A 26983-nucleotide genomic window follows, 5' to 3' on the forward strand; every position below is an offset into this window, starting at 1 on the left:
GCCGGTGGGATGCGTGCGGCAGCCGTTCCGCGCACCGGTGCGTATCCCGCGGTTTCCCGCGGAATCCACCCCCACCCGATGCGGCGGAACGACTGCCGCCTCCCCCCTCGGTTTGGCCTTGCGAGACGTGCGAGCAGCCTGGGCCTACGGAACCTCACTGCTCCAACTGTGAAGCTCTTGTGTAGGAGATTTGAGCATAGATCCACGACCGGCCGCAATGGTCCGGACGCTTCAATTCCGTTTGTGCAAGTTGAGGAGTTGACGGTTCTTCGGCGCTTCAGGAAGCCGCTCAGCCGCGACCGATGTACGGCATCGCGGTCGCCAACACCGTCGCGAACTGCACGTTCGCCTCCAGCGGCAGCTCCGCCATGTGCCGCACGGTGCGTGCCACATCGGCGACGTCCATCACCGGCTCGGGCGCAATGGAACCGTTCGCCTGCATCACGCCCGCCTGCATCCGCTGCGTCATGTCGGTGGCCGCGTTGCCGATGTCGATCTGCCCGACGGCGATCCGGTACGGCCTCCCGTCCAGGGACAGCGACTTGGTCAGGCCGGTCAGGGCGTGCTTGGTCGCCGTGTAGGCCACCGACGACGGCCGGGGCGTGTGCGCGGAGATCGACCCGTTGTTGATGATCCGCCCGCCCTGCGGCCGCTGCTCCTTCATCTGCCGGAACGCCGCCTGCGCGCACAGGAACGCCCCGTTGAGGTTGGTGTCCACCACATGCCGCCAGGCGTCGTACGACAGCTCCTCCACCGGCACCCCGCCCGGCCCGAACGTCCCCGCGTTGTTGAACAGCAGGTCCACCCGCCCGAACCGCTCCACGGCGGCGGCGAACAGCGCGGTGACGTCCTCCGGCCGCGAGACGTCGGTGCGTACGGCGACGCAGGCACTCTCGGGCACCAGCTCCGCCGTCGCCGCCAGCGTCTCGGGCCGCCGCCCCGCCAGCGCCACGGACCAGCCCGCCCGCAGCAGTTCCACGGCGACCGCCCGCCCGATCCCCGATCCGGCGCCGGTCACCACCGCGGTCCTCGATCCCGTCTCAGTCATGCCCGGCAGCGTAGGCGAGTGTCCGGCATCCGGGACCGGCACGTCCGCCATCCGGGTGTTGTGCACCCGACAAGGTGTGTCGGCCGTGGCCGGTGACATCCCCGCTCCCTCAACTGTGAGGGGAGGACTGGATGACCATCACCACACGCCGTTCGCGGTGGCACACCCCCGAGGTCCGTGCCGCCGCCCGGCAGCTCGGCCGCCGCCGCTTTCTGACCCTGACCGCGGCCGCCGCCGCGCTCGCCTTCGCCGTCGACCTGCCGGCCACCGGCACCGCGACCGCCGCCACCCTGGACGCGGCCCGCATCGACAGCGACCCCTTCACCCTGGGCGTCGCCTCCGGAGACCCGCTGCCCACCTCGGTGGTGCTGTGGACCCGGCTCGCGCCCGCCCCCTACCAGGCCGACGGCGGACTGCCCGCCCAACCCGTCGACGTCGACTGGGAGATGGCCCAGGACGAGAACTTCGTCCTGACCGCGGCCAAGGGCACCGTCATCGCGCACCCCGAGTTCAACCACAGCGTCCACGTGGAGGTCGAAGGCCTCGACCCCGACCGCGCCTACTACTACCGCTTCCGCACCGGCACCTGGCTCAGCGAGACCGGCCGCACCCGCACCGCCCCCGCGCTCGGCGCCGCCGCCTCCTCGCTCTCCTTCGCCGCCGTCTCCTGCCAGCAGTACCAGGACGGCTACTTCACCGCCCACAAGCACCTCGCCCAGGACGACGTCGCCCTCGTCTTCCACCTCGGCGACTACATGTACGAGTACCCGGTCGACGCCGCCGGCGGCGCCCGCAAGTACACCGACCGCGTGCTGCCCGACCTCTACAACCACGAGACCGTGACGCTGGAGGACTACCGGCTGCGCTACGCCCTCTACCGCTCCGACGCCGACCTGCGCGCCGCGCACGCCATGCACCCCTTCGTCGTCACCTGGGACGACCACGAGACCGACAACAACTACGCGGGCGCGATCCCCGAGGACGGCACCCCGCAGGCGGAGTTCCTGCTGCGCCGGGCCGCCGCCTACCGCGCGTACTGGGAGAACCAGCCCCTGCGCGTCCCGCAGCTCCCGGTCGGCCCCGACGCCCGGCTCTACCGGCGCCTGCGGTGGGGCGGGCTCGCCCAGTTCGACGTCCTGGACACCCGCCAGTACCGCTCCGACCAGGCCTACGGCGACGGCAAGCACGTCCCCGGCCCGGAGTCCGAGGACCCGGCGCGCACCATGACCGGCACCGCCCAGGAGCAGTGGCTGATCAGCGGCTGGCAGGCCTCGACGGCCGTGTGGAACGTCGTCCCGCAGCAGGTCTGCTTCTCCCAGCGCAAGCTGGACCTCAACGCCGTCGCCAAGGTCTCCATGGACGCCTGGGACGGCTACCCGGCCTCCCGGCGCCGCATCCTCGACGGCGCCAAGGCGGCAGGCGTCGCCAACCTGATGGTGCTCAGCGGCGACGTGCACGTCGGATACGCCTTCGACATCAAGGACGACTTCGACGACCCGTCCTCGCGCACGCTGGGCACCGAGATCGTGGCCACCTCGATCGCCAGCGGCCAGGACGGCACCGAGAAGCCGTCGAACTGGTCGACGTACATGACCGCCAACCCGCACCTGAAGTTCTACGACGGCCGGCGCGGCTACGTGAAGGTCACGCTCGACCAGGCGCAGGCGCGCGCCGACTTCAAGACCGTTCCGTACGTGACCACGACCGGCGCGCCGATCTCCACGGCCGCCTCCTTCGTGACGGAGGTCGGCGACCAGGGGCTCAAGCCGGCGTGACGGCCTCCACCGGCCGCAGCGGGCCTTCTCCTTCCGGGCCCTCGCCGGGGTAGCGGACGCCGACGCGCTCCCGGATCGCGTCCAGCGTCCGCATCACCGCGAGCGTGCCGTCGAGCGGGACGAGCGGGGACTCGGTCTCGCCGGCGCGCAGGGCCCGCATGACCTCCCTGGCCTCGTGCCGGAGGCTGTTGCGCGGGCCGTCGGCCGGGTCGGCGGTGAACTCCTCGGGGTCGCGGCCGTCCCGGTGCAGCACGAAGCGGTCCGGGAAGAAGAAGCCGTTCGGGATGTCGATGCGGCCCTGCGAGCCAGTCACCGACGCCGAGGTCGCCGTACCGCCGACTATGGAGCAGTGCACCGAGGCGAGAGCACCGCTCTCCCATGAGAGCAGTGCTCCGGTCTGCAGATCGACGCCCTCGTCGGAGAGCACCGCTCTCGCCGTGACGTCCGACGGCTCCCCCAGCAGCAGCTGCGCGAACGACACCGGATACACGCCGAGATCCAGCAGCGCCCCGCCGCCCTGCAGCGGGTCGCGCAGCCGGTGCGAAGGAGGGAACGGCCCGGCCAGCCCGAAGTCCGCCTGCACATGCCGCACCTCGCCGACCGCGCCGTCGTCGACCAGCGCCTTCAGCCGCCGCACCAGCGGATTGCAGTACATCCACATCGCTTCCATCAGGAAGCTCCCGCGCCCCCGCGCCAGCGCGACCAGTTCCTCCGCCTCGCGCGCGTTCAGGGTGAACGCCTTCTCGCACAGCACGTTCCGCCCGGCCTCCAGGCACAGGCCGGCCGCCGCCCGGTGCGCCGCGTGCGGGGTGGCGACGTACACGACATCGATGTCCGCGTCCTCGGCCAGCGCGCCCCACTCGCCGTAGGCCCGCTCGATCCCGAACCGTTCCGCGAACGCCTCCGCCGACGCCCGGGACCGCGAGGCCACCGCGACGACCTCCGCGTCCGGCAGATCCACCAGGTCCGCCGTGAACGCGGCGGCGATCCCGCCGGTCGCCAGAATCCCCCACCGCACGCTTTCCGCCGTCATGCCACCCTCGCTCAACTGACGCCCGGCACCCTGTACGAGCTGAGAGCATAGGTGCCGGACCACTCGGAAAGGGAGGGGCGCATGCCCGAGCAGGGCGCACCGACACCCCCCATACAGCGGGCGGCCGGTCCGGGCACGGAACCGGCCGCCGGTGCCGCCGCGCGCCGCACCGGGCTTCTGGTCACCCTCGTCCTGGGCGGCCTCACCGCCACGCCCCCGCTGGCGATGGACATGTACCTGCCCTCCCTGCCCGAGGTCACCCGCTCCCTGCACGCCCCCGCCGCCACCGTCCAGCTCACCCTCACCGCCTGCCTGCTCGGCATGGCCCTCGGGCAGCTGGTGGTCGGCCCGATGAGCGACAAGTGGGGGCGCAGACGGCCCCTGCTGACCGGCCTCGCCGTGTACGTCGTCGCCACCGCCCTGTGCGCCCTCGCGCCGACCGTCGAGGCCCTGGTCGCCTTCCGGCTGGCGCAGGGTCTGGCCGGCGCGGCCGGGATCGTCATCGCCCGGGCCGTCGTACGCGACCTGTACGACGGGGTGGCGATGGCCCGCTTCTTCTCCACCCTGATGCTGGTCTCGGGCGTCGCGCCGATCGTCGCGCCGCTGATCGGCGGGCAGATCCTGCGGGTGACGGACTGGCGGGGCGTGTTCCTGGTCCTCACCGTCGTCGGGCTGCTGCTGGGCGGCCTGGTGTGGGCGCGGCTGCCCGAGACGCTGCCGGCCGGCGAGCGGCACGGCGGGGGAGTGGCCGACGCGCTGCACTCCATGCGGCGGCTGCTGGCCGACCTGCCGTTCAGCGGGTTCATGCTGGCCGGCGGGTTCGCCTTCGCGGCGCTGTTCGCCTACATCGCCGCCTCGCCGTTCGTGATCCAGGAGATCTACGGCGCCTCCCCGCAGACCTTCAGCCTGCTGTTCGGCCTGAACTCCGTCGGGCTGGTCGCGGTCGGCCAGATCAACGGCAAGGTCCTGGTGGGACGGGTCAGCCTGGAGAAGGTCCTCGGGATCGGCCTCGCGGTCGTCATCGCGGCCGCCACCGCCCTGCTGCTGATGGCGACGGGCGTCTTCGGCGAAACCGGGCTCGTGCCGGTCGCCGCCGCGCTGTTCGTGCTGATGTCGGCCATGGGCGTCACCCTCCCCAACGCCCAGGCCCTCGCCCTGATGCGCACCCGGCACGCCGCCGGGTCCGCGTCCGCGCTGCTCGGCACGACCTCCTTCCTCATCGGCGCCGTCGCCTCCCCGCTGGTCGGCATCGCCGGCGAGCACTCCGCCGTCCCGATGGCCGTCGTCCAACTGGTGGGCGCACTGGTGGCGCTGGCCTGCTTCGTGGGAATGTGCCGTCCCTGGAACAGCTGTGCGACGGCGGAGGGAGCGGAGAGCTGAGCGCGCCGAGACTGCGGGTCGACACCCCGGAACGGGCCGGCCTGGACCCCGGGGAGCTGCGCCTCCTCGCCCGGGAGGCCCACGCCCTCACCGCCGGGGAGCGCCCCTGGGCCGCCGGGGTCGTGGTGGTCGCCGGGCGCGGACCGGTGATCGCCGTCGAGGAGGCGGCGGGCTTCGCCGTGCGCTACTCCGCCTACGACCCCGACACCGACACCGGCGTGGAGCTGCCCGCGCGGGACCGGGTGCCGATGACCGTCGACACCCCCTTCGACCTGGCCTCCCTCACCAAACTGTTCACCTCCGTCGCCGCCGTGCAGCAGATCGAGCGCGGCACCCTCGGCATCGACGCGCGGGTCGGCGCCTACCTGCCGGAGTTCCGCGCGGCGGCCCGGCACGGCATCACCGTGCGGGAACTGCTCACGCACACCTCGGGGCTGCGGCCCGAACTCCCCCTGTACGACTGCGCCGACGACGCCGAACGGATGGCGATGCTGCGCGCCGAGGCCCCCATCGGGGTGCCCGGCACCTACACCTACTCCGACCTCAACATGCTGCTCCTGCAGCACCTCCTGGAGCGCATCACCGGCCGGACCCTGGACGTCCTGATCCACGAGGGCATCACCCGCCCCCTCGGCATGACCGCCACCGACTTCGGGCCCTGCCCCGGCGCGGCGGCGACCGAGGACCAGCGGCGGCCCTGGGCCAAGGCGGACCGGGGGATGCTGCGGGGGATCGTCCACGACGAGAACGCCTGGGCGCTGGGCGGGGTCGCCGGACACGCCGGACTGTTCTCCACGGGACGGGACCTGGCGGTCTTCTGCCGGACCCTGCTCGCCGGGGGGTCGTACGGGCCCGCGCGCATCCTCGGCCCCGACTTCGTGGAGCTCCTGCTGAACCCTCCCGGGCTGGGGTTCGCGGTGGACCAGGCGTGGTTCATGGGGGAGTTGGCCGGGCGGGGGGCCGCGGGGCACACCGGGTTCACGGGGACGTCGCTGGTGCTGGACCCGGCCACGGACACGTTCGTGGTGCTGCTGGGGAACACGGTGCATCCGAGGAGGCGGCGGGCCGACAGCGGGCCGCGGGCGGCCGCGGCGACGCGGGTGGCGCGGGCCGTCCTGGGGGCGCTGCCCCCAGACCCCCGTCGGCCCTGAACGGGCCTTGTCCTCGAACGCCGGACGGGCTGAGGACGCCTGACCGGGGTCACCGCGGGACGCCTTAGAATCGCCCAGTGAACGCCCCCGTATCCCCGGCCGAGACCCTGCGCGGCACCCTCGCCGACCTGCTCGACGGTCTGCCGCCCAGGCAGGCCGCGCAGGCCGTCGAGCGGCTGATCGCCACCTACCGGGGCGCCACCCCGACCGACGCCCCCATCCTGCGCGACCGGGCCGACGTCGCCGCCTACGCCGCGTACCGGATGCCGGCCACCTTCGAGGCCGTGCGGTCGGCCCTCGCCGCCTTCGCCGCGGCCGTGCCCGGCTGGGTGCCCGGCAGCCAGGTGGACGTCGGGGGCGGCACCGGCGCCGCCACCTGGGCCGTGACCGACGTCTGGCCCGGCGCGCGCGAGGTGACCGTGCTCGACTGGGCCGAACCCGCCCTCGCCCTCGGCAAGGAGCTCGCGGCCGCCCACCCCGACCTGCGCGACGCCCGTTGGCAGCGCTCTCGGATCGGAGCGGCGCTCACCGTCGAGAGCACTGATCTCGTCACGGTCTCCTACGTCCTCAACGAGCTGACGGAGACCGACCGCGCCGCCCTCGTCGACGCCGCCGCCTCCGCCGCCCAGGCCGTCGTGATCGTCGAGGCCGGCACACCCGCCGGCTACGCCCGCGTCATCGAGGCCCGCGACCGGCTGATCGGCGCCGGCTTCCGGATCGCCGCCCCCTGCCCGCACAGCGCCGCCTGCCCGATCGTCCCCGGCCAGGACTGGTGCCACTTCTCCGCCCGGGTCAGCCGCTCCTCGCTGCACCGCAGGGTCAAGGGCGGATCACTGCCCTACGAGGACGAGAAGTTCAGCTACGTCGCCGCCGCCCGCTTCCCCGTCGCCCCCGCCCCCTCCCGCGTCGTACGCCGACCCCAGATCCGCAAGGGGCAGGTCCTGCTCGACCTGTGCGAGACCGAGGAGCGCCTGAGCCGCACGACCGTCACCAAGCGGCACGGCGACCTGTACAAGGCCGCCCGGGACGCCGACTGGGGCGACTCCTGGCCGCCACGCGCGGCACGGCCGTAGCCGCCGAGCCGATACCGTCGACCCATGGTCAAGAAGCCGGCCCCGGACGCCACCCGCCGCAGCGAGAGCTCCCGTCGCGCGATCCACGACGCCGCCCTCGCGCTGGTCGGCGAGGTCGGCTACCCCAGGACGACCATCGAGGCCATCGCCGCCCGGGCCGGCGTCGGCAAGCAGACCATCTACCGCTGGTGGGGGTCGAAGGCGGACGTGCTCCTGGAGGCGTTCCTCGACCTCAGCGCGCAGGCCGCGCGGGAGGCCGGCGGGGAGCCCTACGTCATCCCGGACACCGGCGACCTAGCCGCCGACCTCAAGACCGTGCTGCGGGCCACCGTCGACCAGCTCACCGACCCCCGCTTCGAGGTGCCCTCCCGGGCCCTGGCCGCCGAGGGCCTGGTCAACGAGCAGGTCGGCCGGGTGTTCGTCGCCAGGCTCCTCGAGCCCAGCCTCCAGCTGTACGTCGACCGGCTGCGCGCCGCCCAGGAGGCGGGCCAGGTGCGCCCGGAGATCGACCCGCGCATCGCCCTCGAACTGTTCGTCTCCCCGCTCGCCCAGCGCTGGCTGCAGCACACGGGCCCGATCTCCCACGACTACACCGACACCCTCGTCGACTACGCCCTGAACGGCCTCGCACCCCGCTGACCCGGTGGTCGCCTCGTACCGCTCGTCCCCCCTGCCCCGATTCATGGCTCCCGGCCCCCGATGCGCCGGATGGTGGGACCATGAGGCATGCTGGAGCGCACGACGGCGAGGCGAGGGGATAGATGAGCGGGGACGCAGGCGGCCGGACGGGCCGGCAGGGCAAACTCTCCCAGTGGCTGCGCGGACGCCGCCCGAAGGAGGCCGCCGCGCAGGACCGCGGCCGCGAGGCCCTGCTGCTCGCCGCCGCCGAAGCGGGCCTGCCGCTCGCACCCGCCGCCCACCCGGGACCCGACTACCGCTGCTCCTGCGACCGCGTGGGCTGCCCCACCCCGGCCCGGCACCCGGTGTCCTTCGCCTGGCAGACGCAGTCCACCACCGACCGCGCGCAGATCGAGCGCTGGGCCCGGCACCAGCCGCAGGCCAACTTCATCACCGCGACCGGCATGGTCCACGACGTCCTCGACGTACCCCTGGAGGCGGGCCGGGAGGCGCTGGAGCGGCTGCTCTCCGCCGGGATCGAGGTCGGTCCGGTCGCCGAGAGCGACGACGGCCGCATGCTGTTCTTCACCCTCACCCGCGGCACCCCCGAGGACGAGGACGAGTGGTGGCCCTGCGAACTGGACTGCCACCCCGAGACCATGGACGAGCACCCCGGCCTGCGCTGGCACTGCCGCGGCTCCTACGTCCTGGTGCCGCCCGCCCGGCTCCCCGGCGACCAGAGCGTGCACTGGGTGCGCGGCCCGGAGCACCCGCTGCCCGACCCGCTCACCCTGCTCGAGGTCCTCACCGACGCCGGCGCCCGCCACGTCGGCGAGGAGGCCGACCACACGGGCGCGGCCTGGCCCCTGCGCCGCTGACGGAACCGACGGGCCCGGGGCCCGTCGGTCGGACAGGCCCTAGCTGCCCTCGGCCGAGGTCATGCCCTCCAGCCGGGACAGGACGGTGACCTGGCCGTCGCCCGCCGGGACCTGGGCCACCTCGTTCGACATGAACTGCATGGTGAGCGACTGCTTGACCTCACCCGTCGTCAGCGCCCGCACGGCCGGGTTCTGCGGGGGGATCGAGGAGTTCGGGGCCGCGGTCATCTTCGCGAAGCGGCGGTGGGCGAAGAACACCAGCGCGCCGCCGTCCTGCGTGCGCAGCGCCAGCGGGGCGTAGGCGCCGCCGCTCAGCGGCTGGTCGAGGAACTGCGTGGCCAGGCCCGGCTTCTTCTCGTTCTTGGCGCGGGCCGCCCGCCACTCGCTGGTGTGCGGGCCGTCGGCGAAGGTCTTGCCGCCGTTCTCGAGGTAGGCGGTGTAGTCCTTGCTCAGGTCCTCGGGCGCGACGGCGAGATCGGTGGAGTCGGCGGGCACGGCCTCGGCCCTGCCGTCCGCGTCCGTCTTGATCTGCGGCAGCGCACCCGGCTTGACGAGCGTCAGGTACGCCACCTGCCAGGGCCGGCCCAGCCCGTCCCGGGTGAACACCAGCAGCCAGCGCAGACTGCCGCCCTTGTTGCCCCGCGCCTCGGCCACGAACCAGCGCGGCCAGCCGGCCTTCTTCGGGATCGTGAACCGCGCGTCGGTCAGCTTCAGCGGCGAGTACGCCGGATTGCCGGCCGGGTTCGTCGTGTGCCCGGCCTTCAGCCTGGCCGCGTCGATGTCACCGAGGGCGCCGGTGACATGGTCGGCGTCGAGCGAACTGTCGTACGCCTTGTCCGCCTTGTTGTACGCGGTGGTGAACGCCGTCAGCGCCTTGGCGGCCTCGGCACGGGTTGCGGAGGGGAGCACCTCGCGCTCCCCGTGCACCACCACGCAACCGCTCGCCGTCAACGACAAAGCGGTCAGCGAGGCCGCTATCAGTACGCGCCGGTCAAGCCTTGGACGCCTCGGACGGCTGCGATCCCTGCTCATCGCGATCCTTCACCTTCCCCTTCCCGGAGGCGAACCCTACCGGGGCGAGGAACAGCGCGAGCGTCGGGACCAAGTACAGCAGCCACACCGTGACCTGAAGGACCGTCGGGTCGGGCTGGAAGTTGAACACGCCCTTCAGCAGCGTGCCGTACCAGCTGTCCGGCGGGATCGTGCCGGAGATGTCGAAGGCCAGATGCGTCAGACCGGGGACGATGTCGGCCTCCTGCAGGTCGTGGAAGCCGTACGCCAGCACGCCCGCCGCGACCACCACCAGCATCCCGCCGGTCCAGGTGAAGAACTTGGCCAGGTTGATCTTCAGGGCGCCGCGGTAGAACAGCCAGCCCAGCAGCACGGCCGTCGCCAGGCCCAGGGCCACGCCGATCAGGGGGCGCGGGGTGCCGTCGCTGGCCGCGTGGACGGACGCCCACACGAACAGGGCGGTCTCCAGGCCCTCGCGGCCCACGGCGAGGAACGCGGTGGCGACCAGTGCGCCGGTGCCCATCGCGAGGGCCGCGTCCAGCTTGCCGTGCAGTTCGGACTTCAGATGCCGGGCCGTGCGCCGCATCCAGAAGACCATCCACGTCACGAGGCCCACCGCGACGATCGACAGGGAGCCGCCGAGGCCCTCCTGGGCCTGGAAGGTCAGCTCCTGGGAGCCGAACTCCAGGACGCAGCCGAAGCCCATGGCGATCAGGACGGCGATGGCGATGCCGATCCAGATGGGCCGGATGGCGTCCCGGCGCCCGGTCTTGACCAGGTAGGCGATCAGGATGCAGACGACGAGGCTGGCTTCCAGGCCCTCGCGCAGGCCGATCAGGTAGTTGGAGAACACGGGCTACGCCTCCTTGGAGAACAGCGTGCTGCCCCACCAGTCGTCCTTGCCGCGGACGCCCGGCGGGACGGCGAAGACCGCCGAACCCACGTGCTGGATGTACTCGTTGAGCGCGTCCTGCGCCGACAGCCTGCGCTGCAGCGGGATGAACCCCTTGCGCACGTCGCGCTGGTAGGCCAGGAAGAACAGGCCCGCGTCGAGACGGCCGAGGCCGTCGGTGCCGTCGGTGAAGGAGTAGCCCCGGCGCAGGATCGTGATCCCGCCGTTGGAGTCGGGGTGCGCGAGGCGCACGTGCGCGGTGGGCTTCATCGCCTTCAGGAACGGCTCGTCGTGCTCCTTGGCCTTGCCGACCGGGGCGCCCTCGCCCTTGTCGCGGCCGAAGACGTCCTCCTGCTCCTGCAGGGAGGTGCGGTCCCAGGTCTCGATGTGCATCCGGATGCGGCGGGCGACCAGGTAGGAGCCGCCGGTCATCCAGTCCGGGCCGTCCTTCTCGCCGACCCACACGAACTTCTTCAGCCGGTCCGTCTCGGTGCCCGCGATGTTGCGGGTGCCGTCCTTGAAGCCCATCAGGTTGCGCGGGGTCTGCGCGTCGGGCGTTGTGGAGGAGGTCTTGCCGAAGCCGAGCTGGGACCAGCGGATGTTGACCGTGCCCATGCCGATGCGGGCCAGGTTGCGGATCGCGTGCACCGCGACCTGCGGGTCGTCCGCGCAGGCCTGGATGCACAGATCGCCGCCGGTGCGGGTCTTGTCGAGGTTGTCGCCCGCGAACTGCGGGAGGTCGACCAGGGCCTCGGGCCGCTTGTCCTTGATCCCGAACGCGTCGCCGAACTTCTCGAACAGCGACGGGCCGAAGCCGATGGTGAGCGTCAGCCGGGAGGGCTTGAGGCCCAGTGCCTCGCCGGTGTCGTCCGGCGGGGCCTCGGCCAGACCGCCGTACGCGCCCTCGCCGACCGCCTTGCCCGCCGTCATCCGGCGCGCGGCCTCGGTCCAGTCCTTGAGCATCCGCACGAACTCGGCGCGGTCGTCGGTCTGCACGTCGAACGCGGCGAAGTGCAGCCTGTCCTGCACCGGGGTGGCGATGCCTGCCTGGTTCGCGCCGTGGAAGGCGACGGCGGCGCCCGTCTCGGCGGCGGCCGGGTCCACGTCGTTGCCGACGCGGGTCATCGCGACCGCGCCGCCGGCCGCGGCGGCCCCGAGCGCGAGCCCGGCCCCGCCCCAGCCGATCAGCGAGCGCCGGCTGGGCGCGGCCTTCCGGTCGTCCGCGTCGGCGGCGGTGGCTTCCTGCGTGTCCGTCATGGTCAGTCGTCCCCTACTTCACGACGGCGGCGGCGAGCTTGGACAGCGGCTCCGCGAGCGCGTTCACCGCGTCCGAGAGCTCCTTGCGCTGGGCCTCGGTCACGGTGTCGTACGAGACGAAACCGTCCGAGGTCTTGGTGGAGCGGTACTTGTCGAGCGTGGTGTCGAGCGCGGCGAACCGCTTGTCCAGTTCGGCGGTCAGCGCCTTGTCGTTCTTCTGGGCGACCGGCTTGAGCAGCTCGTACGCCTGCTGCGCGCCCTCGACGTTGGCCTTGAAGTCGCTGAGGTCGGTGTGCGAGTAGCGGTCCTCCTCGCCGGTGACCTTGCCGGTGGCGACCTCGTCCAGCAGCTCCTTGGCGCCGTTGGCCATGGAGGTCGGGGTGATCTCGGCCTTGCCGATCCGCTCCTGCCAGTCCTTGAGGTCGGTGACCAGCTGGTCGGCGAGGGCCTTCTGGTCGGCGCCGATCTTCTTGTCCTGCCACAGCGCCTTCTCCAGCGCGTGCCAGCCGGTCCACTTCTGGCCCTTCTCCAGGCCGTCGGCGCGGGTGTCGGTCTTGGGGTCGATGTCGCCGAAGGACTCGGCGATCGGCTCGGTGCGCTCCCAGCCGACGCGGGAGGGGGCGTAGGCGTTCTGGGCGGCCTTCAGGTCGCCGGCCTTGATCGCCTTGGCGAAGACCTCGACCTTCGGGATGGTCGCGTCGGCCTGCTCCTGCGCGTACTCGCGGTAGGAGGCGACGGCCTTGTCCAGCCGCGGGTCGCGCTGGGCGGCGGCGCCGGAGCCGGTCACGGTGAGCTTCTGCCGGACGCCGTGGCCCTTCATGCCCGGACGGCACGCGATCTCGTAGTCGCCCGCCTTCACCTCGGCGGTCAGCGTGTACTTGGTGCCCGGACCGATGTTCTCCTTCTCCGACACGATCCGGTCGTCGGGGAAGAGGATCTCGACCTCGGTCGCCTGGGAGCCGGTGTTGTGGATGCTGAGCGTGACCTGGCCGGCCGGTATGGACTTCGCGGAGGTGTCGCACGTGGAGTCGGCGGCGGTCACCTTGATCGCACCGTCGCCCTCGGCCTTGCTCTTCTGCGTGCAGCCGGTGACGGCGGTCAGCGCCGCGACCGTGGCTACGGCGGTGACGACGGAGAGTCTGGCGGCTCGCATGCAGGCTCCAAGTGCTGGCGAAAAATCGCGTGTCCGGACCCACCAAGGGATGGTGAGGCTCGCCTAACTTATCTAAGCCTTGCCTGCGTGATACCCACCCATGCGGTGATTCAGCTCTCATGGACGCTGTATGAGCACGACCCGATCACGGTGACCAAAAGCAGCCCCCAAGGAATGGTCAAGAAATATTCAAGCGCGCTGGTGTCGCCGAGACTGGGGAGGTGAAGAGAACGATCAGGGAGCCGCTGCCCGGAGGCGGGCTCGTGCTGGCCGTGTCGGACCGGCCGGGTCCGCCTCCGCTGCGCTTCGAGGCCGACGGCAGACGCAGACTCCTACGCCAGGGCGGACGGCCGCTGCTGCTGGGCCGGCTGGAGGGTGAGGGCTGCTGCTATCAGCTGCGGGTGCGCCGCCTCGACGGCCATCGCTCCCCGCTGCCGCCGGTGCGGGCGGAGACGATGCGGGCGCCGGGCGCCTGGCCGCACCGGTACGCGCGGTGGCTGGAGGACGCCGACGAGGGCCCGCTGCACGACGGACGGTGGCTGCTGGGGGAGCGGAACTCGTTCGCGCCCGGTATCTGGACCGAGGACTTCATCGCCGGGTGGCCGGACGGCCGCCTCGACCTGTTCTGCGGCGGCGGCTGGCACGGTGTCCTGCCGCTGCGGCGGCTGTCGTCGCCCGATGCCCCCCGGGTGAAGGCGTACCGCAAGCACGCCCGCGAGGGCACGCTCGCCCCCGTCCTGCTGTGGTGGGTGTCGTTCCTGGACGGATGGCTGCTCCTCGACGGCCACGACCGGGCCGTGGCCGCACTGGAGGAAGGCGGCGTCCCGCCCTGCGTCGTCCTCACGCGCGTGGAGGACGACGAGCGGTGGCGGCGCACCGCGGCCGAGATGACCGAGCAGTGGCGGCGGGAGACGGCCGAGCCGGCCCCGGCCGGCGGAGAGCGCCTGCGTGCGGCCCGGGAGGAGGGCCACGCGCTCGCCCTCGCCTCGCTGCCCTACGACGAGGCGCCGACCGAGGTCTGGCCCTTCGCCGGCACCCTCGCCGACTGGGACGACCTCCCCGCGGACGGTGCTTCAATTTGGGCGTGACTGACTACGACGTGCTGCGCGTCTTCTGTGCGGCCAACGGTGGCTACGGCAACGAGCTCGGTGTCGTGCGGGAGGGCTCGGTGATGGCCGAGCGGGCGGAGCGGCAGGTGTTCGCCGGGAAGCTGGGGTTCAGCGAGACCGTCTTCGTCGACGACCCCGAGCGCGGTGCGATCGACATCTACACACCGACCCTGCGGCTGCCCTTCGCCGGTCACCCCTGTGTCGGCGTGGCCTGGCTGCTCGACGTGGAGGAGCTCGTGACGCCGGCCGGGGTGGTCGGGGCCCGCCAGGACGGGGAGTTCAGCTGGATCGAGGCGCGGGCGGAGTGGGCACCGCCGCGCACGCTGCGCCAGTACGCCACGGCCGCCGAGGTCGACGCGCTGCCCGTGCCGCCCAAGGGCGAGTGGGTCTACGCCTGGGCCTGGGAGGACGAGGCCGCCGGACGGGTGCGGGCCCGGGCCTTCCCCGGCCGGGACGACGGCATCGACGAGGACGAGGCGACCGGCGCGGCGGCGCTGCTGCTGACCGACCGGCTGGGGCGGGCGCTCAACATCACCCAGGGCGCCGGGTCGCAGATCCTCACCGCCCCGCAGCCGTACGGATGGGTGGAGATCGGCGGGCGCGTGGTCCTGGAGCGCCAGCCGGAGCGCTGAGGGCCGCCCTGGTCAGGCGCTGAGCGGGAACTCCTCGCCCAGCGCCCCGAGGACGGCCGTGTTGAGTGCGAACGCCCGCCTGCACTCCGCCACGATCCGCTGCCGCTCCAGCTCGTCCGCCCGGACGCCGTCGAGCAGTCGCCGGTAACTGCGTTTGAAGGCCGACGGGTTGGCGATCCGCTCGAACACGTAGAAGCGGACCCCGTCGCCCTTCCTCGCGAACCCCCACGTCCGCTCGGCCCGGTCCCGGATGATCTGACCGCCGGAGAGGTCGCCCAGGTAGCGCGTGTAGTGGTGGGCGACGTAGCCGGCCGGCCAGTCCTCGGCGCACTCCCGCACCCGTGCCGCGTACGCCCGCGTCGCCGGCAGCGCGGACAGCCCCGCCCGCCAGCCGGGGCCCCGCAGATGCGCCAGGTCCCGCTCCAGGGCGGGCAGGCGGAACAGCTCGGGGCGGATGAAGGGACCGGCCACCGGGTCCGCCGCCAGCCGCCCGGCCCCGGACTCCAACGCCTCGTAGACGAACCACAGTTGCTCGGTGTAGCGCGCGTACGCCGCCACGCCGAGCCGTCCGCCCAGCAGGTCGCTCAGGAACGTCGAGGTCTCCGCCTCCGTGTGCTGCGCGTGGGAGGCGGTGCGGATGACGGCGGAGAAGGAGTCCATGGGGTCGTCAGGGCAGGGTGAGGATCTCCGCGCCCGTCTCCGTCACCACCAGCGTGTGCTCGAACTGGGCCGTGCGCTTGCGGTCCTTGGTGACGACCGTCCAGCCGTCGTCCCACATGTCGTACTCGTGCGTGCCGAGCGTCAGCATCGGCTCGATGGTGAAGGTCATCCCGGGCTGCATGACCGTCGTCGCGTGCGGGCTGTCGTAGTGCGGGATGATCAGGCCGCTGTGGAACGAGGAGTTGATGCCGTGGCCGGTGAAGTCGCGGACCACGCCGTAGCCGAAGCGCTTGGCGTACGACTCGATGACCCGGCCGATGATGTTGATCTGGCGGCCCGGCTTGACCGCCTTGATCGCGCGGTTCAGGGACTCGCGGGTGCGCTCCACGAGCAGACGGCTCTCCTCGCCGACGTCCCCGACCAGGTACGTGGCGTTGTTGTCGCCGTGTACCCCACCGATGTACGCCGTCACGTCGAGGTTGACGATGTCGCCGTCGCGCAGCACCGTCGAGTCCGGGATGCCGTGGCAGATCACCTCGTTGACGCTGGTGCACAGGGACTTGGGGAAGCCGCGGTAGCCGAGCGTCGAGGGGTAGGCGCCGTGGTCGCACATGTACGCGTGCGCCACCTTGTCCAGTTCGTCGGTGGTCACCCCCGGCGCGATCAGCTTCGCGGCCTCCTCCATCGCCCGCGCGGCGATCCGGCCGGCGATCCGCATCGCCTCGATCGTCTCGGGCGTCTGCACCTCCGGCCCGGTGTACGGCGACGGCGCGGGCTTGCCGACGTACTCGGGGCGGCGGATGTTTCCGGGGACGGAACGGGTGGGGGAGAGCTCCCCTGGTACGAGCAGCGACTGGCCAGACATGCCAGCGAGTCTAACGAGCCGGGACGGGGGAACATGTGGGAGGCGAGAGGAGCAGGTCATGGCGTTGTTCAAGAAGCGTACGGTGGGCAAGCCGGGCGAGTGGTTCTACTGCCTGGAGCACAAGAAGGTCGAGGAGGGACCCGAATGCCCCGCCAAGGACCGGTTCGGGCCGTACGCCTCCCGGCAGGAGGCCCAGCACGCGATGGAGACCGCCCGCGAACGCAATCTCCAGTGGGAGAACGACCCCAAGTGGCACGACGCCCCGGCGGGGAGCGCGGAGGAGGACTGATCAGGCCTGCGCCTGAGCCGGTGCGGCTGCCGTGCGGTGGTCACGCAGCCGCACCGCGTGCTCGTTCGTACGGACGTCGTACGTCATCAGCTTCGGCAGGCACAGGGCGAGCAGCCCCACGGCGCCCGCGCACAGCAGGCCGCCCGACCACACCGACGCCCGTACGCCCCACCAGGCGGCGAAGGAGCCTGAGCGGACCTGTCCGACGGTCGGGCCGACCGAGTACGACAGCAGCTCGATCCCGGCGAGCCGGCCGCGCAGCTCGTCCGGGATCGTCTGGTTCCACATGGCGCCCCGGAAGATCCCGCTGACCATGTCGCAGCCGCCGGCCACGGTCAGGAACAGCAGGACGAGCCACACGTTGCCGACGACGCCCGCGCCCGCGATCGCCAGGCCCCACAGCGCCGCCGCCAGCACGACCATCCGGCCGTGCCGGTGCACGCGCGAGGTCCAGCCGCTGGTCAGGCTGACCAGCATGGACCCGAGGGGGAGGGTGGCGTACATCAGGCCGAGCGACCAGTTCGCGTGCAGTTCGTCCGCGAGGAACGGCAGGACGGCCAGCGGCATCGCCAGGAACATCGCCGCGAGGTCCACGGCGTAGGTGCCCAGCAGCTCCTTGCGGCTCCAGGCGTACCGGGCGCCCTCCGCTATCGCCCGCAGCGACGGCTTCGCGGCCTCGTGCGAGGCGGGCGAGGCGGCGATGGGGACCATCAGCGCCACCGACACGACGAACGTCATCAGGTCCGCGCCGTACGCCCAGCCCAGGCCCGCGTAGGCGACCACCACGCCCGCCAGTGCCGGGCCCGCCACCCCGCCGACCGTCCAGCGCAGCGAGTTCAGCGCGGTCGCGGCGGGCATGTGCTCGTGGGCCACGATCCGGGGCCACAGCGAGTCGGTCGCCGGGCGCTGGACCGATACCAGCGCCGAGGACAGGGCGGCCACGACGTACAGCGGCCAGACGGCGGGCGACGGCAGCAGGGCGTTGAGCAGCAGCACGGCCGACAGCAGGCCCTGACCGACCTCCGTGCGGATGATCAGTTTCCGCTTGTCCAGGGCGTCGGCCAGCGCGCCGCCGTACAGCCCGAACACCAGCAGCGGCAGCAGTTCCACCGCCCCGATCGCGCCCACCGCCGCCGCGGAACCGGTCAGCTCCTTGAGCTGCACCGGCAGCGCGACGAACGTCAGGAAGCTCCCGAAGTTCGAGATCAGGCCCGACACCCACAGCCGCCGGAAGTCGGCGGAGGCCCGCCAGGGGGCGAGGTCGGGGAGGATCGCGCGCAGGCGGGAGGGGGGCGCGGAGGCGTCGTCGGTCACGTCGGCTCATGGTGGGCGCGCGAACGGCGCCGGGCAAACGGTTTTCGCACCGGGCCATCGGCGCCCCGGCTTACCGGTGCACCGGGCCTACCACCGCTGCACCGGGCCTACCAGCGTGCCGGGGGCTCGGTCAGTGTCTCCGCCAGTCTCGACAGGCGGTCCCGGAAGCGGCGGCCGCTCCGGGGGACCGGTACCGCGTTCTCCCCGGCCGCCGCGCTGACCAGGTGCTGCACGGTGTCCAGGTCGAGCTCGGAGCCGTCCGGCACGGCCAGCGACTCGTGCGCCATCGACGTCAGGTCCCCCTCGCCGGGGCCCAGCGCCAGCACCGTCGCCCCGGCCCGCCGCGCGTCGTGCACGCGCTCCAGCAGGGGCGCGGCCGGCTCTGCCGGACACCCGGTCCCCGCCGGCCAGGGCGACACCACCAGCAGCGTCTCGCCCCGCCGCGCCGCCGCCAACCTGCCCAGTCCGACGGCCAGATGCGCCGGGTCCGAGGCGCGCGCGTCGTGCCGGACGAGGGTCGGCGCCAGCTCCGGGGTCCCCGACCACGCGGCCTCGTCGACGAGGTGGGCCGCCAGATGCCACGGCTCGTAGGCGGGCGTGCCCACCAGCAGCAGCCCGCCCCCGTGCGACACCACCGACCCGCGCAGCGCCCCCGCGAACCGGCGCGTGGCCCCCAACCACTCGGTCCCGGCGAGCACTTCGCGCAACAAGGCGACCCGTACGGCGTCCATGTGTCCGCATCCTGCACCAACCGGCCACTCGTGACCCGCCGTTCACCGTGAATTCGCCCGCTCTGGGGACAGTGCCCGGATGACCGAAGCCTCCGTCCCGTTCCGCGCCGGCCGCGAGGGATACGCCAGTTACCGCATCCCCGCGGTGGTCGCCACCCCCGCCGGCACCCTGCTCGCCTTCTGCGAGGGCCGGGTGACCTCCGCGAGCGACCACGGCCGCATCGACATCGTGCTCAAGAGCTCGGCGGACGGCGGCCGCACCTGGAGCCCGCTCAGAGTGTCCGCGGCCAACGGCACCGGCCTCGCCGGCAACCCCGCCCCGGTGGTCCTCGACACCGGCCGCGTCCTCCTCGTCCACGTCCGCGCCGCCGCCACGGCCACCGAGGAACTCATCCGGCTGGGCAAGGTGAAGGACGCCGACGGCCGCCGCGTGTGGGTGCAGCACAGCGACGACGACGGCGACACCTGGTCGGAGCCGGCCGAGATCACCGCGTCGGTGAAGCGGCCGGACTGGCGCTGGTACGCCACCACCCCCGGCCACGCCCTCCAACTGAGCACCGGCCGCGTCGTCGTCCCCGCCAACCACAGCCTCCCGCCCACCGGCACCGACCTCGGCACCGAGGCGAAGTACAACGGCGGCCACTGCCTGCTCAGCGACGACCGCGGGGAGACCTGGTCGATCGGCTACGTCGACGACAACACCGACGGCTACATCAACGTCAACGAGACCACCGCCGCCGAACTCCCCGACGGCAGCGTCTACTTCAACACCCGCAACGACTCCCCGTCCCCCGGCAACCGCGCCGACGCCCGCTCCGAGGACGGCGGTGAGACCCTGCGGACCCCCTTCCGCCCGCAGGCCGGCCTGACCGGCCCGGTGTGCGAGGGCAGCCTGCTCCAGCTCCGCGACCCGGACGTGCTGCTCTTCTCCGGCCCCGCCCACCCCGACGCGCGCGCCCTGATGACCGTCCGCGCCTCCGTGAACGACGGCACCACCTGGCGGCCGGTGTACACCATGGACGGCCTGCCCGCCGCCTACTCCGACCTCGTCCGGATCGACGACTCGACCGTCGGGATCCTCTACGAGACGGGGGACTTCGGCGCCTACGAGCGGATCGTCCTGCGGCGGCTGCCGGTGACGCGGCTCACCTGACCCGCGGGGCCGCCCGGGACGGACGTAAGGTCGGCCCATGACCTCTAGCGACAGTGCTGCACAGACCCCGGCCAAGGCCCCCGCGAAGGACCCCTGGGACCTCCCCGACGTCTCCGGGCTCGTCGTCGGCGTCCTCGGCGGGACCGGGCCGCAGGGCAAGGGCCTGGCCTACCGGCTGGCCAGGGCCGGCCAGAAGGTGATCATCGGTTCGCGCGCCGCCGAGCGTGCGCAGGCCGCCGCCGAGGAGATCGGGCACGGCGTCGAGGGCGCGGACAACGCTGAGTGCGCGCGGCGCAGCGACCTCGTGATCGTCGCCGTGCCGTGGGAGGGACACGGCAAGACCCTGGAGTCCCTGCGCGCGGAACTGGCCGGCAAGCTGGTCGTCGACTGCGTGAACCCGCTCGGCTTCGACAAGAAGGGCGCCTACGCCATCAAGCCGGAGGAGGGCAGCGCCGCCGAGCAGGCCGCCGCCCTGCTGCCGGACTCCCGCGTCACCGCCGCCTTCCACCACCTGTCGGCCGTCCTGCTGCAGGACCCCGCGATCGAGGAGATCGACACCGACGTGATGGTGCTGGGGGAGGAGCGGGCGGACGTGGAGGCCGTCCAGGCGCTCGCCGGCCGCATCCCGGGCATGCGCGGCATCTTCGCGGGCCGGCTGCGCAACGCCCACCAGGTGGAGTCGCTGGTGGCGAACCTGATCTCGGTGAACCGCCGCTACAAGGCGCACGCCGGGCTCCGCGTCACGGACGTCTAGGCCGATGGGGGACACTGGTCGCCGTAGCAGTGTCCCCCGAAGGAGCCGACCGAAATGCCCCGCCTTGGTGTCTACGCCCTGATCGTCTTCGTGCTCGCCGTGGCCGCGGCCGTCGTCTCCTTCGCACAGGGCAGCTGGCTGGGGGTCGTGTGGGTGCTGCTGGCGGGCCTGTCCAGCAACATGTGCTGGTACTACCTCAAGCGGGGCCGGGCGGCTCAGTCCCAGAAGCGGTAGAGGGAGTACCCGTACGAGGTGTCGTTGTCGGGGACCCCGAGGCCCCGCAGGATCGCGTCGATCACGTCGAAGAACTCCCGGTTGACCGCCGGCACCCACAGCAGCGCGAACACGAACAGCAGACCGAACGGCGCGAACGGCTCCACCTGCCGCTTCACCTGGTACGACAGCCAGGGCTCGATCACCCCGTAGCCGTCCAGGCCCGGCACCGGCAGGAAGTTCAGCAGCGCCGCCGTCACCTGGAGCAGGGCCAGGAAGGCCAGCGCGTACCGGAACTGCGCCGGCACGCCGTCCAGGGCGTGCAGCCAGAACGGGGCGGTGCACACGGCGGCGAACACGACGTTGGTCAGCGGGCCCGCGGCCGAGATCAGACTGTGCCGCCAGCGGCCCCGGATGCGCTGGCGCTCGATGAACACCGCACCGCCGGGCAGCCCGATCCCGCCCATGATCACGAACACCACCGGCAGCACGATGCTGAGCAGGGCGTGCGTGTACTTCATGGGGTTGAGCGTCAGATAGCCCTTGCTGCCGACCGTGATGTCGCCGCTGTGCAGGGCGGTGCGCGCGTGCGCGTACTCGTGCAGGCACAGCGACACCACCCACGCCGCCGTCACGAACAGGAACACCGCCACGCCCGGCTGCTCGGCGAACCCCGACCAGGTGGCCCAGCCGGTCACCGCCGTCACGGCCAGGATGCCGACGAAGACAGGACTGACCCGCCGGTCGCTGTGGCGGGTGGTCGCGGTGGTCATGAGGCTCCCTGGACTGGACGATCACGGGGTGGGACTGCCCGACGGTACCGGGCACACCGGGAAAACGTCTCGCGGTGCGCCTTCGGTTCCGGGAAGGCTGGGGCACGCGGCCCCGGCTCGTGTCCGGCGGGTCCGGCGGCCGCGTCCCACGCCACCCCTCGCCCCGAACCCCGTGACCCCCGCCGATCCGACCGGAGACAATGGACCCCGTGCGCTATCGCATCCTCGGCACAGCTCAGGCTCTCCGCCCCGACGGCAGTCCCGTCCCCGTCGGCGGGGCGCGGCTGCGCGCCCTGCTGACCGTGCTCGCGCTGCGGCCGGGCCGGACCGTGCCGGTGCGGCTGCTCGTCGACGAGGTGTGGGACGGCGACCCGCCCGCCGACGCGCCGGGCGCGCTGCAGGCGCTGGTCGGCCGGCTGCGCCGGGCCCTCGGCGCGGACACCGTCGCCTCCGGGGACGGCGGATACCGTCTCGCCGCCGCGCCCGACGACGTCGACCTGCACCGTTTCGAGCGGCTGACCGGCGAGGGCACGCGCGCGCTCGCCGACGGCGACCCCGCCAAGGCGGCCGTCGTCCTCGACGACGCCCTCGCCCTGTGGCACGGCCCCGCCCTCGCCGACCTCCCCGACCGCACCGCCGAGGCGGCCCGCTGGGAGGCCCGCCGCCTGGACGCCCTGCGCGCCCGCCACACCGCCGCGCTCGCCCTGGGCCACGCCGAGCAGGCGCTGCCCGAACTGACCGGCCTGTGCGACGCCCACCCCCTCGACGAACCCCTCCAGGCCCTGCGGCTGCGCGCGTTGCGCGACGCGGGCCGCACGGCGCAGGCGCTGGCCGCCTTCGAGGACGTACGACAGCTCCTCGCCGACCGCCTGGGCGCGGACCCCGGACCCGAACTGAGGTCCCTGCACGCGGAGTTGCTCCAGCCGGGGGAGGGATTCAGGCGAGGGGGCACGCAGGGGGCCGAGGCCTGGGGAGGGCCGCACCGCTCGCGTCCGCCCGGGGGCCGCCTGCCCGGCCCGACCGGTGCCGCCGCAGATGCGGAGGCGCGCGCCTTCACGCCGCCCGTGTCCGGCCCGGACGACCGGCCAACGGCCTCTGCCACCCCGGCCGTCTCGGACGAGCACCCCGCGGCCCCTGCCTCTCAGGCCCTCTCCGGCGACCGCCCGGCAACCTCCGGACCGGCCTCTGCCGGTGCCGACGGCCGGCCCGCAGGCCCCGCCGCCCCGCCCCGGGGCAACCTCCGCGCCCGTCTGACCTCCTTCGTCGGCCGGGAGGCCGACATCGAGACCATTCGCGGGGACCTGGGCGCGGCGCGGCTCGTCACCCTGCTCGGCCCCGGCGGGGCGGGCAAGACACGGCTGTCGCAGGAGGCCGCCGAGACCGTGCGGGACGTCCGTGACGGCGTGTGGCTGGCCGAACTCGCGCCGGTCGACGACCCGGAGGCCGTACCGGAAGCCGTACTGACCGCGCTGGGGGCCCGTGAGACCGTGCTGTACGGCGCGGGCGCGGAGGCGATGCGGGCCGCCGCGAACGAGCGGCACGGCGACCCCGTGGAACGCCTGGCCGAGCACTGCGGACGGCGCCGGATGCTGATCGTCCTCGACAACTGCGAGCATGTCGTCGACGCCGCCGCCCGGCTGGTGGAGGAACTGCTCGAGCGCTGCCCCGGGCTGACGGTCCTCGCCACCAGCCGCGAACCCCTCGGCGTGCCGGGGGAGTTGGTGCGGCCCGTGGAGCCGCTGCCGGAACCCGTCGCGCTGCGGCTGCTCGCCGACCGGGGGGCCGCCGCGCGCCCCGGGTTCCGGGTGCAGGACGACCCGGAGGCCTGCGCCGAGATCTGCCGGCGCCTGGACGGCCTGCCGCTCGCCATCGAACTCGCCGCCGCCCGGCTGCGGATGCTCACGCCACGGCAGATCGCCGACCGCCTCGACGACCGCTTTCGCCTCCTCACCTCCGGCAGCCGCACCGTCCTGCCCCGCCAGCAGACCCTGCGCGCGGTCGTCGACTGGTCCTGGGACCTGCTCGACGACGAGGAGCGGGACGTGCTGCGGCGGCTGTCCGTCTTCGCCGGCGGCTGCGACCTGGCCGCCGCCGAGGCCGTCTGCGGCCCCTGGGCCCTCGACGTGCTCGGCTCCCTCGTCGACAAGTCCCTGGTGGTGGCGGCCCCTTCGGGCGAGGGCGGCATGCGCTACCGGCTCCTGGAGACCGTCGCCGAGTACGCGGGCGAACGGCTCGACGAAGCGGGCCGGCGCCGGGAGACCGAGCGCGCGCATCTGACGTACTACCGTGAACTCGCCCGCACCACCGACCCGTTGCTGCGCGGCCCCGGCCAGCTCGACGCGATCGCCCTGCTGGAGCGCGAGTACGAGAACCTGCGCACGGCCCTGCGGCACGCCGTCAACGAAGGCGACGAGCAGGAGGGCCTCTGCCTGATCCTCTCCCTGGCCTGGTACTGGCAGATGCGCGACGTGCGGATCGAGACCCGCAACTGGTGCGTCGAGGTCATGGCCCTGGGCCCCGACCCCTTCACCACCCCCGTCCGGCGCGCCGAACCGGTGTGGCGGCGCTGCACCGAGACCCCGCCGCCCTGGACCGGCGAAGTGCTCACCGAGGCCCGGCGCGGCGTCCACCTCGCCCATCTGGCCTGCATGGACACCGAGTTGGAGGCCTGGGACTCCCCGGCCGCCAAGGAGAAGCTCCGCGTCATCACCGAGGTGTACCGGCCGGGCCTGCCGCAGACCTGCCGGGCACCGGGCATGATCTGGTTCTACGCCGTGATGCTCAGCGGCGACGTGGACCGGCTGCCGGAGATCATGGACGCCTGCGTCGAGACCTGCCGTGCCACTGACGGCATGGAGTGGGACCTAGCGGCCACCTTGCAGATGCGGGCCAACCTCCTCGCCAACCGCAGCGACTGGGCGGGCGACGCGGCCCGCGACGCCGACGAGTCGCTGGAGATCTACCGGCGCCTCGGCGACCTGTGGGGCACCGCCGAGGCGCTGTCCGCGCGCGGCGAGTCCCTGGAACGCACCGGCCATTACCGCCGGGCCGCCGACGACTACGAGGCCGCGATCGAGCACGCCAAGCGCCTCGGCGTCCGCTCGCACCGGGCCGCGCTGGCCGCCCGGCTGGGCAGCGCCCTGCTGGAGGCGGGTGAGCCCGAACGGGGCGAGCGGATCCTGCGCGAGGTGATCGACAGCCGGGACGGCGCCGGCAACGAGGCGATGCCGGCGGCCCGGATGTTCCTCGCCGGACGCCTCGCCATGACCGGCAGGGTCGCCGAGGCGCGCGAGCAACTGCGGCTGCTGCGCGAGGAGTTCAAGGTCGCCCACTTCGTCGTCTTCGACGCCTTCATCCTCGGCTCGGAGGCCTGGGTCGAGGCGGTCGACGGCAACTACGACCTCTCCCTGGCCAAGACCCGGCAGACCCTTCAGCGGGCCGCCGACCCGCTGAGCAAGGCCATCGCCCCGCACATGCACCCGCTCTACCTGGCCCTCGGCGCGCTCGGCCTCGCCGAGACCGACGGCGGCCGCCGTGCCCGCGACGGCGCCCGCGTCCTCGGCGCCGCGGAGGCTGCGCTGCCGCCGGGGCATGTGGCGACGTCCCTGGAACGGGAGGTGTACGAGCGGGCCCGGCGGCACACCCGGGCCGTGCTCGGCGACGCGGCCTACGAGGAGGCACACGCCGAGGGCGGTGGCCTCTCCCTCGCGGAGGCCACCGTCCTCGTCTGAACCACCGAGGCTCAGCTCTTCGTACGGAACTTGTGGATGGCGTACGGCGCCGCGATCGCGGTGATCGCCACCGACCAGCCCAGCGTCACATACAGGTCGTGCGCGACCGGGCCGCCGACCATCAGCCCGCGCGCCGCGTCGGCGAGCGTGGACAGCGGGTTGTAGTCGGTGAAGGCCTGCAGCCAGCCCGGCATCGACTGCGTCGGCGCGAAGATCGACGAGCCGAACTGCAGCGGGAACAGCACCAGGAAGCCCATCGCCTGCACGGACTGCGCGTTCTTCAGCACCACGCCCAGGGTGAGGAACACCCACATGATCGAGGAGGCGAACACGGCGGACAGGCCGACGGCGGCGAACAGACCGGCCCAGTGGTGGATGTCGAACCCGACCAGCACGGCGACGATCATCAGCACGGTGGTGGCGAACAGCATCCGCACCAGTTCCACCGAGATCTTCGCGAAGAGCACCGAGCCGCGGCCGATGGGCAGGGACCGGAAGCGGTCCATGACACCGGAGTTGAAGTCCTGGCTGAAGCCGGTGCCGACGCCCTGGGACAGCGTCATACTCATCATCGCGATCATGCCGGGGATGACGTACTGGACGTATCCGTCCTGACCGCCGCCGAGGGCCTGCCCGATGGAGCCGCCGAAGACGTACACGAACAGCAGGGTGAAGACGACGGGCATCAGCAGCGCGTCGAACATCGACTCGGGGTCCTGCTTGATCCACAGCAGGTTGCGGCGGATCAGGGCGCCGGTGTGGCGCAGGTGGCCGCGCAGCGTGATGCGGGCGTCGGCCACGGCGGCCGGAGCGGGTGCGGTGACGGTGGCGGCGCTCATACGGCGACCTCCTCGCGGGTCTCGGCGGGCACGGTGTCCTGCGGGGCACTGGCGCGGTGGCCGGTGAGGGACAGGAACACCTCGTCCAGGCTGGGCAGTTCGGTGGTGATGGCGGACAGGGTGATGCCCCGGGCGGTCACCGCCGTGACGACGGCGGTCAGCTGCTCGTCGCTGAGGATCGGCACGAGCACCGCGCCGTTGTCGGTGTCGACCGTGGTGGCGGCGAGCCCGGTGATGCCGAGTTCGTCGAGGGCGGCGGCGAGCGGGCGCAGCTGCAGCGGATCGGCGGGCCGCACGCGCAGGGTGCGCCCCCCGACCTTCGCCTTCAGCTCGTCGATGGCGCCGCCGGCGATGACCTTGCCCCGGTCCACCACCGTCAGCTCGGAGGCGAGCTGCTCGGCCTCCTCCATGTACTGGGTGGTCAGCAGGACGGTCACCCCGTCGCCGACCATGGCCTTGACCTCGGCCCACACCTCGTTGCGGGTGCGCGGGTCGAGACCGGTGGTCGGCTCGTCCAGGAACAGCACCTGGGGGCGCCCGATCATCGAGGCGGCGAGGTCGAGCCGCCGCCGCATGCCGCCGGAGTAGGTGCTCGCGGGCCGCTTGGCGGCGTCCGTCAGCGAGAACCGCTCCAGCAGTTCGTCGGCGCGG

At 72.9% G+C, this 26983-nt stretch carries 26 protein-coding genes; 13 read left to right on the forward strand and 13 right to left on the reverse strand.

The genetic code is table 11. The features are described 5' to 3' along the window. Positions 1-289: 289 nt before the first annotated feature. Entirely contained in the window at positions 290-1048 is a 759-nt protein-coding gene (locus tag M8J74_RS19860) for an SDR family oxidoreductase (RefSeq protein WP_249837708.1), read from the reverse strand. A gap of 131 nt (positions 1049-1179) precedes the next feature. Here M8J74_RS19860 and M8J74_RS19865 point away from each other — a divergent pair, with 131 nt between their 5' ends. Beyond that, on the forward strand, positions 1180-2823 hold the full coding sequence (locus M8J74_RS19865; RefSeq protein WP_249837709.1) for an alkaline phosphatase D family protein: 1644 nt from the start codon (positions 1180-1182) through the stop codon (positions 2821-2823). Here M8J74_RS19865 and M8J74_RS19870 read toward each other — a convergent pair. Next, a complete protein-coding gene (locus M8J74_RS19870) occupies positions 2810-3856 on the reverse strand; it encodes a Gfo/Idh/MocA family protein (protein ID WP_249837710.1) in 1047 nt (348 codons plus the stop codon). The genes M8J74_RS19865 and M8J74_RS19870 overlap by 14 nt on opposite strands. 81 nt (positions 3857-3937) lie before the next feature. On the opposite strand from M8J74_RS19870, the gene M8J74_RS19875 reads away from it, so the two are divergent. The 5 genes from M8J74_RS19875 to M8J74_RS19895 all read left to right on the forward strand — a co-directional run bounded on the left by M8J74_RS19875 (position 3938) and on the right by M8J74_RS19895 (position 8956). After that, complete coding sequence (locus M8J74_RS19875) at positions 3938-5236, forward strand: multidrug effflux MFS transporter (protein ID WP_249837711.1); 1299 nt, start codon at positions 3938-3940, stop codon at positions 5234-5236. Then, positions 5188-6387, forward strand: coding sequence for a serine hydrolase domain-containing protein (locus M8J74_RS19880; RefSeq protein WP_249837712.1), 1200 nt, complete (start codon positions 5188-5190; stop codon positions 6385-6387). The genes M8J74_RS19875 and M8J74_RS19880 overlap by 49 nt, the downstream gene beginning before the upstream one ends. Positions 6388-6464: 77 nt before the next feature. Beyond that, positions 6465-7460: a small ribosomal subunit Rsm22 family protein gene (locus M8J74_RS19885; RefSeq protein ID WP_249837713.1), complete on the forward strand. Its 996-nt coding sequence runs from the start codon at positions 6465-6467 to the stop codon at positions 7458-7460. Positions 7461-7484: 24 nt separating this feature from the next. Then, positions 7485-8099 (forward strand): TetR/AcrR family transcriptional regulator, encoded by a 615-nt coding sequence (locus M8J74_RS19890; RefSeq protein WP_249837714.1) that lies wholly within the window; start codon positions 7485-7487, stop codon positions 8097-8099. Positions 8100-8221: 122 nt separating this feature from the next. Next, the gene (locus tag M8J74_RS19895; protein ID WP_249837715.1) at positions 8222-8956 is read left to right on the forward strand and encodes a bifunctional DNA primase/polymerase; all 735 of its coding nucleotides are present in this window, start codon (positions 8222-8224) and stop codon (positions 8954-8956) included. A gap of 39 nt (positions 8957-8995) precedes the next feature. Here the strand turns inward: M8J74_RS19895 and M8J74_RS19900 are convergent, their stop codons facing one another. From M8J74_RS19900 to efeO, 4 genes are read right to left on the reverse strand one after another with little or no spacing between them, the layout of a single operon-like run. Next, entirely contained in the window at positions 8996-9988 is a 993-nt protein-coding gene (locus M8J74_RS19900; RefSeq protein WP_249837716.1) for an SCO2278 family lipoprotein, read from the reverse strand. Beyond that, the gene (gene efeU / locus M8J74_RS19905; protein ID WP_249837717.1) at positions 9948-10820 is read right to left on the reverse strand and encodes an iron uptake transporter permease EfeU; all 873 of its coding nucleotides are present in this window, start codon (positions 10818-10820) and stop codon (positions 9948-9950) included. The genes M8J74_RS19900 and efeU overlap by 41 nt, the downstream gene beginning before the upstream one ends. Before the next feature lie 3 nt (positions 10821-10823). Beyond that, a complete protein-coding gene (gene efeB, locus M8J74_RS19910; protein WP_249837718.1) occupies positions 10824-12116 on the reverse strand; it encodes an iron uptake transporter deferrochelatase/peroxidase subunit in 1293 nt (430 codons plus the stop codon). 13 nt (positions 12117-12129) lie between these two features. Further along, complete coding sequence (efeO, locus tag M8J74_RS19915) at positions 12130-13269, reverse strand: iron uptake system protein EfeO (RefSeq protein ID WP_249837719.1); 1140 nt, start codon at positions 13267-13269, stop codon at positions 12130-12132. A gap of 221 nt (positions 13270-13490) precedes the next feature. Here efeO and M8J74_RS19920 point away from each other — a divergent pair, with 221 nt between their 5' ends. After that, positions 13491-14357: a hypothetical protein gene (locus tag M8J74_RS19920; RefSeq protein ID WP_249837720.1), complete on the forward strand. Its 867-nt coding sequence runs from the start codon at positions 13491-13493 to the stop codon at positions 14355-14357. After that, positions 14354-15010 carry a PhzF family phenazine biosynthesis protein gene (locus M8J74_RS19925; RefSeq protein ID WP_249837721.1) on the forward strand — a complete coding sequence of 219 codons (657 nt, stop codon included), beginning with the start codon at positions 14354-14356 and terminating at the stop codon, positions 15008-15010. Before M8J74_RS19920 ends, M8J74_RS19925 begins: the two co-directional genes overlap by 4 nt. 12 nt (positions 15011-15022) lie before the next feature. On the opposite strand, the gene M8J74_RS19930 is transcribed toward M8J74_RS19925, so the two are convergent. Then, entirely contained in the window at positions 15023-15670 is a 648-nt protein-coding gene (locus M8J74_RS19930) for a biliverdin-producing heme oxygenase (protein ID WP_249837722.1), read from the reverse strand. A 7-nt stretch (positions 15671-15677) separates the two neighbouring features. After that, entirely contained in the window at positions 15678-16535 is an 858-nt protein-coding gene (gene map / locus M8J74_RS19935) for a type I methionyl aminopeptidase (protein ID WP_249837723.1), read from the reverse strand. A 58-nt stretch (positions 16536-16593) separates the two neighbouring features. Between map and M8J74_RS19940 the strand changes: the two genes are divergently transcribed. Next, positions 16594-16824 (forward strand): hypothetical protein, encoded by a 231-nt coding sequence (locus M8J74_RS19940; RefSeq protein WP_142151561.1) that lies wholly within the window; start codon positions 16594-16596, stop codon positions 16822-16824. Here M8J74_RS19940 and M8J74_RS19945 read toward each other — a convergent pair whose 3' ends face one another. Together M8J74_RS19945 and M8J74_RS19950 are read right to left on the reverse strand one after the other, a co-directional pair. Then, the gene (locus M8J74_RS19945) at positions 16825-18138 is read right to left on the reverse strand and encodes an MFS transporter (RefSeq protein ID WP_058925671.1); all 1314 of its coding nucleotides are present in this window, start codon (positions 18136-18138) and stop codon (positions 16825-16827) included. A 107-nt stretch (positions 18139-18245) separates the two neighbouring features. Continuing rightward, the gene (locus M8J74_RS19950; protein WP_249837724.1) at positions 18246-18869 is read right to left on the reverse strand and encodes a hypothetical protein; all 624 of its coding nucleotides are present in this window, start codon (positions 18867-18869) and stop codon (positions 18246-18248) included. Between the two features lie 79 nt (positions 18870-18948). Here M8J74_RS19950 and M8J74_RS19955 point away from each other — a divergent pair, with 79 nt between their 5' ends. From M8J74_RS19955 to M8J74_RS19965, 3 genes are read left to right on the forward strand one after another with little or no spacing between them, the layout of a single operon-like run. After that, positions 18949-20022: a sialidase family protein gene (locus M8J74_RS19955; RefSeq protein WP_249837725.1), complete on the forward strand. Its 1074-nt coding sequence runs from the start codon at positions 18949-18951 to the stop codon at positions 20020-20022. Positions 20023-20059: 37 nt separating this feature from the next. Then, positions 20060-20776, forward strand: coding sequence for an NADPH-dependent F420 reductase (gene npdG / locus M8J74_RS19960; RefSeq protein ID WP_058925674.1), 717 nt, complete (start codon positions 20060-20062; stop codon positions 20774-20776). Positions 20777-20830: 54 nt separating this feature from the next. Continuing rightward, the gene (locus tag M8J74_RS19965) at positions 20831-21010 is read left to right on the forward strand and encodes a hypothetical protein (RefSeq protein WP_249837726.1); all 180 of its coding nucleotides are present in this window, start codon (positions 20831-20833) and stop codon (positions 21008-21010) included. Here M8J74_RS19965 and M8J74_RS19970 read toward each other — a convergent pair. Next, the gene (locus M8J74_RS19970; RefSeq protein ID WP_249837727.1) at positions 20992-21762 is read right to left on the reverse strand and encodes a site-2 protease family protein; all 771 of its coding nucleotides are present in this window, start codon (positions 21760-21762) and stop codon (positions 20992-20994) included. The two genes, M8J74_RS19965 and M8J74_RS19970, sit on opposite strands and share 19 nt — an antisense overlap. 200 nt (positions 21763-21962) lie before the next feature. Between M8J74_RS19970 and M8J74_RS19975 the strand changes: the two genes are divergently transcribed. After that, a complete protein-coding gene (locus M8J74_RS19975) occupies positions 21963-25493 on the forward strand; it encodes an AfsR/SARP family transcriptional regulator (protein ID WP_249837728.1) in 3531 nt (1176 codons plus the stop codon). Positions 25494-25504: 11 nt separating this feature from the next. Here the strand turns inward: M8J74_RS19975 and M8J74_RS19980 are convergent, their stop codons facing one another. Together M8J74_RS19980 and M8J74_RS19985 are read right to left on the reverse strand one after the other, a co-directional pair. Further along, positions 25505-26332, reverse strand: a complete 828-nt coding sequence (locus M8J74_RS19980; protein WP_249837729.1) for an ABC transporter permease — start codon at positions 26330-26332, stop codon at positions 25505-25507. Further along, on the reverse strand, positions 26329-26983 hold a 655-nt coding region (locus M8J74_RS19985), incomplete at its 5' end, for an ATP-binding cassette domain-containing protein (RefSeq protein ID WP_249837730.1). The genes M8J74_RS19985 and M8J74_RS19980, both read right to left, overlap by 4 nt.

The organism is Streptomyces panaciradicis, from assembly GCF_023516615.1.
Taxonomy (GTDB): Bacteria; Actinomycetota; Actinomycetes; order Streptomycetales; family Streptomycetaceae; genus Streptomyces; species Streptomyces panaciradicis.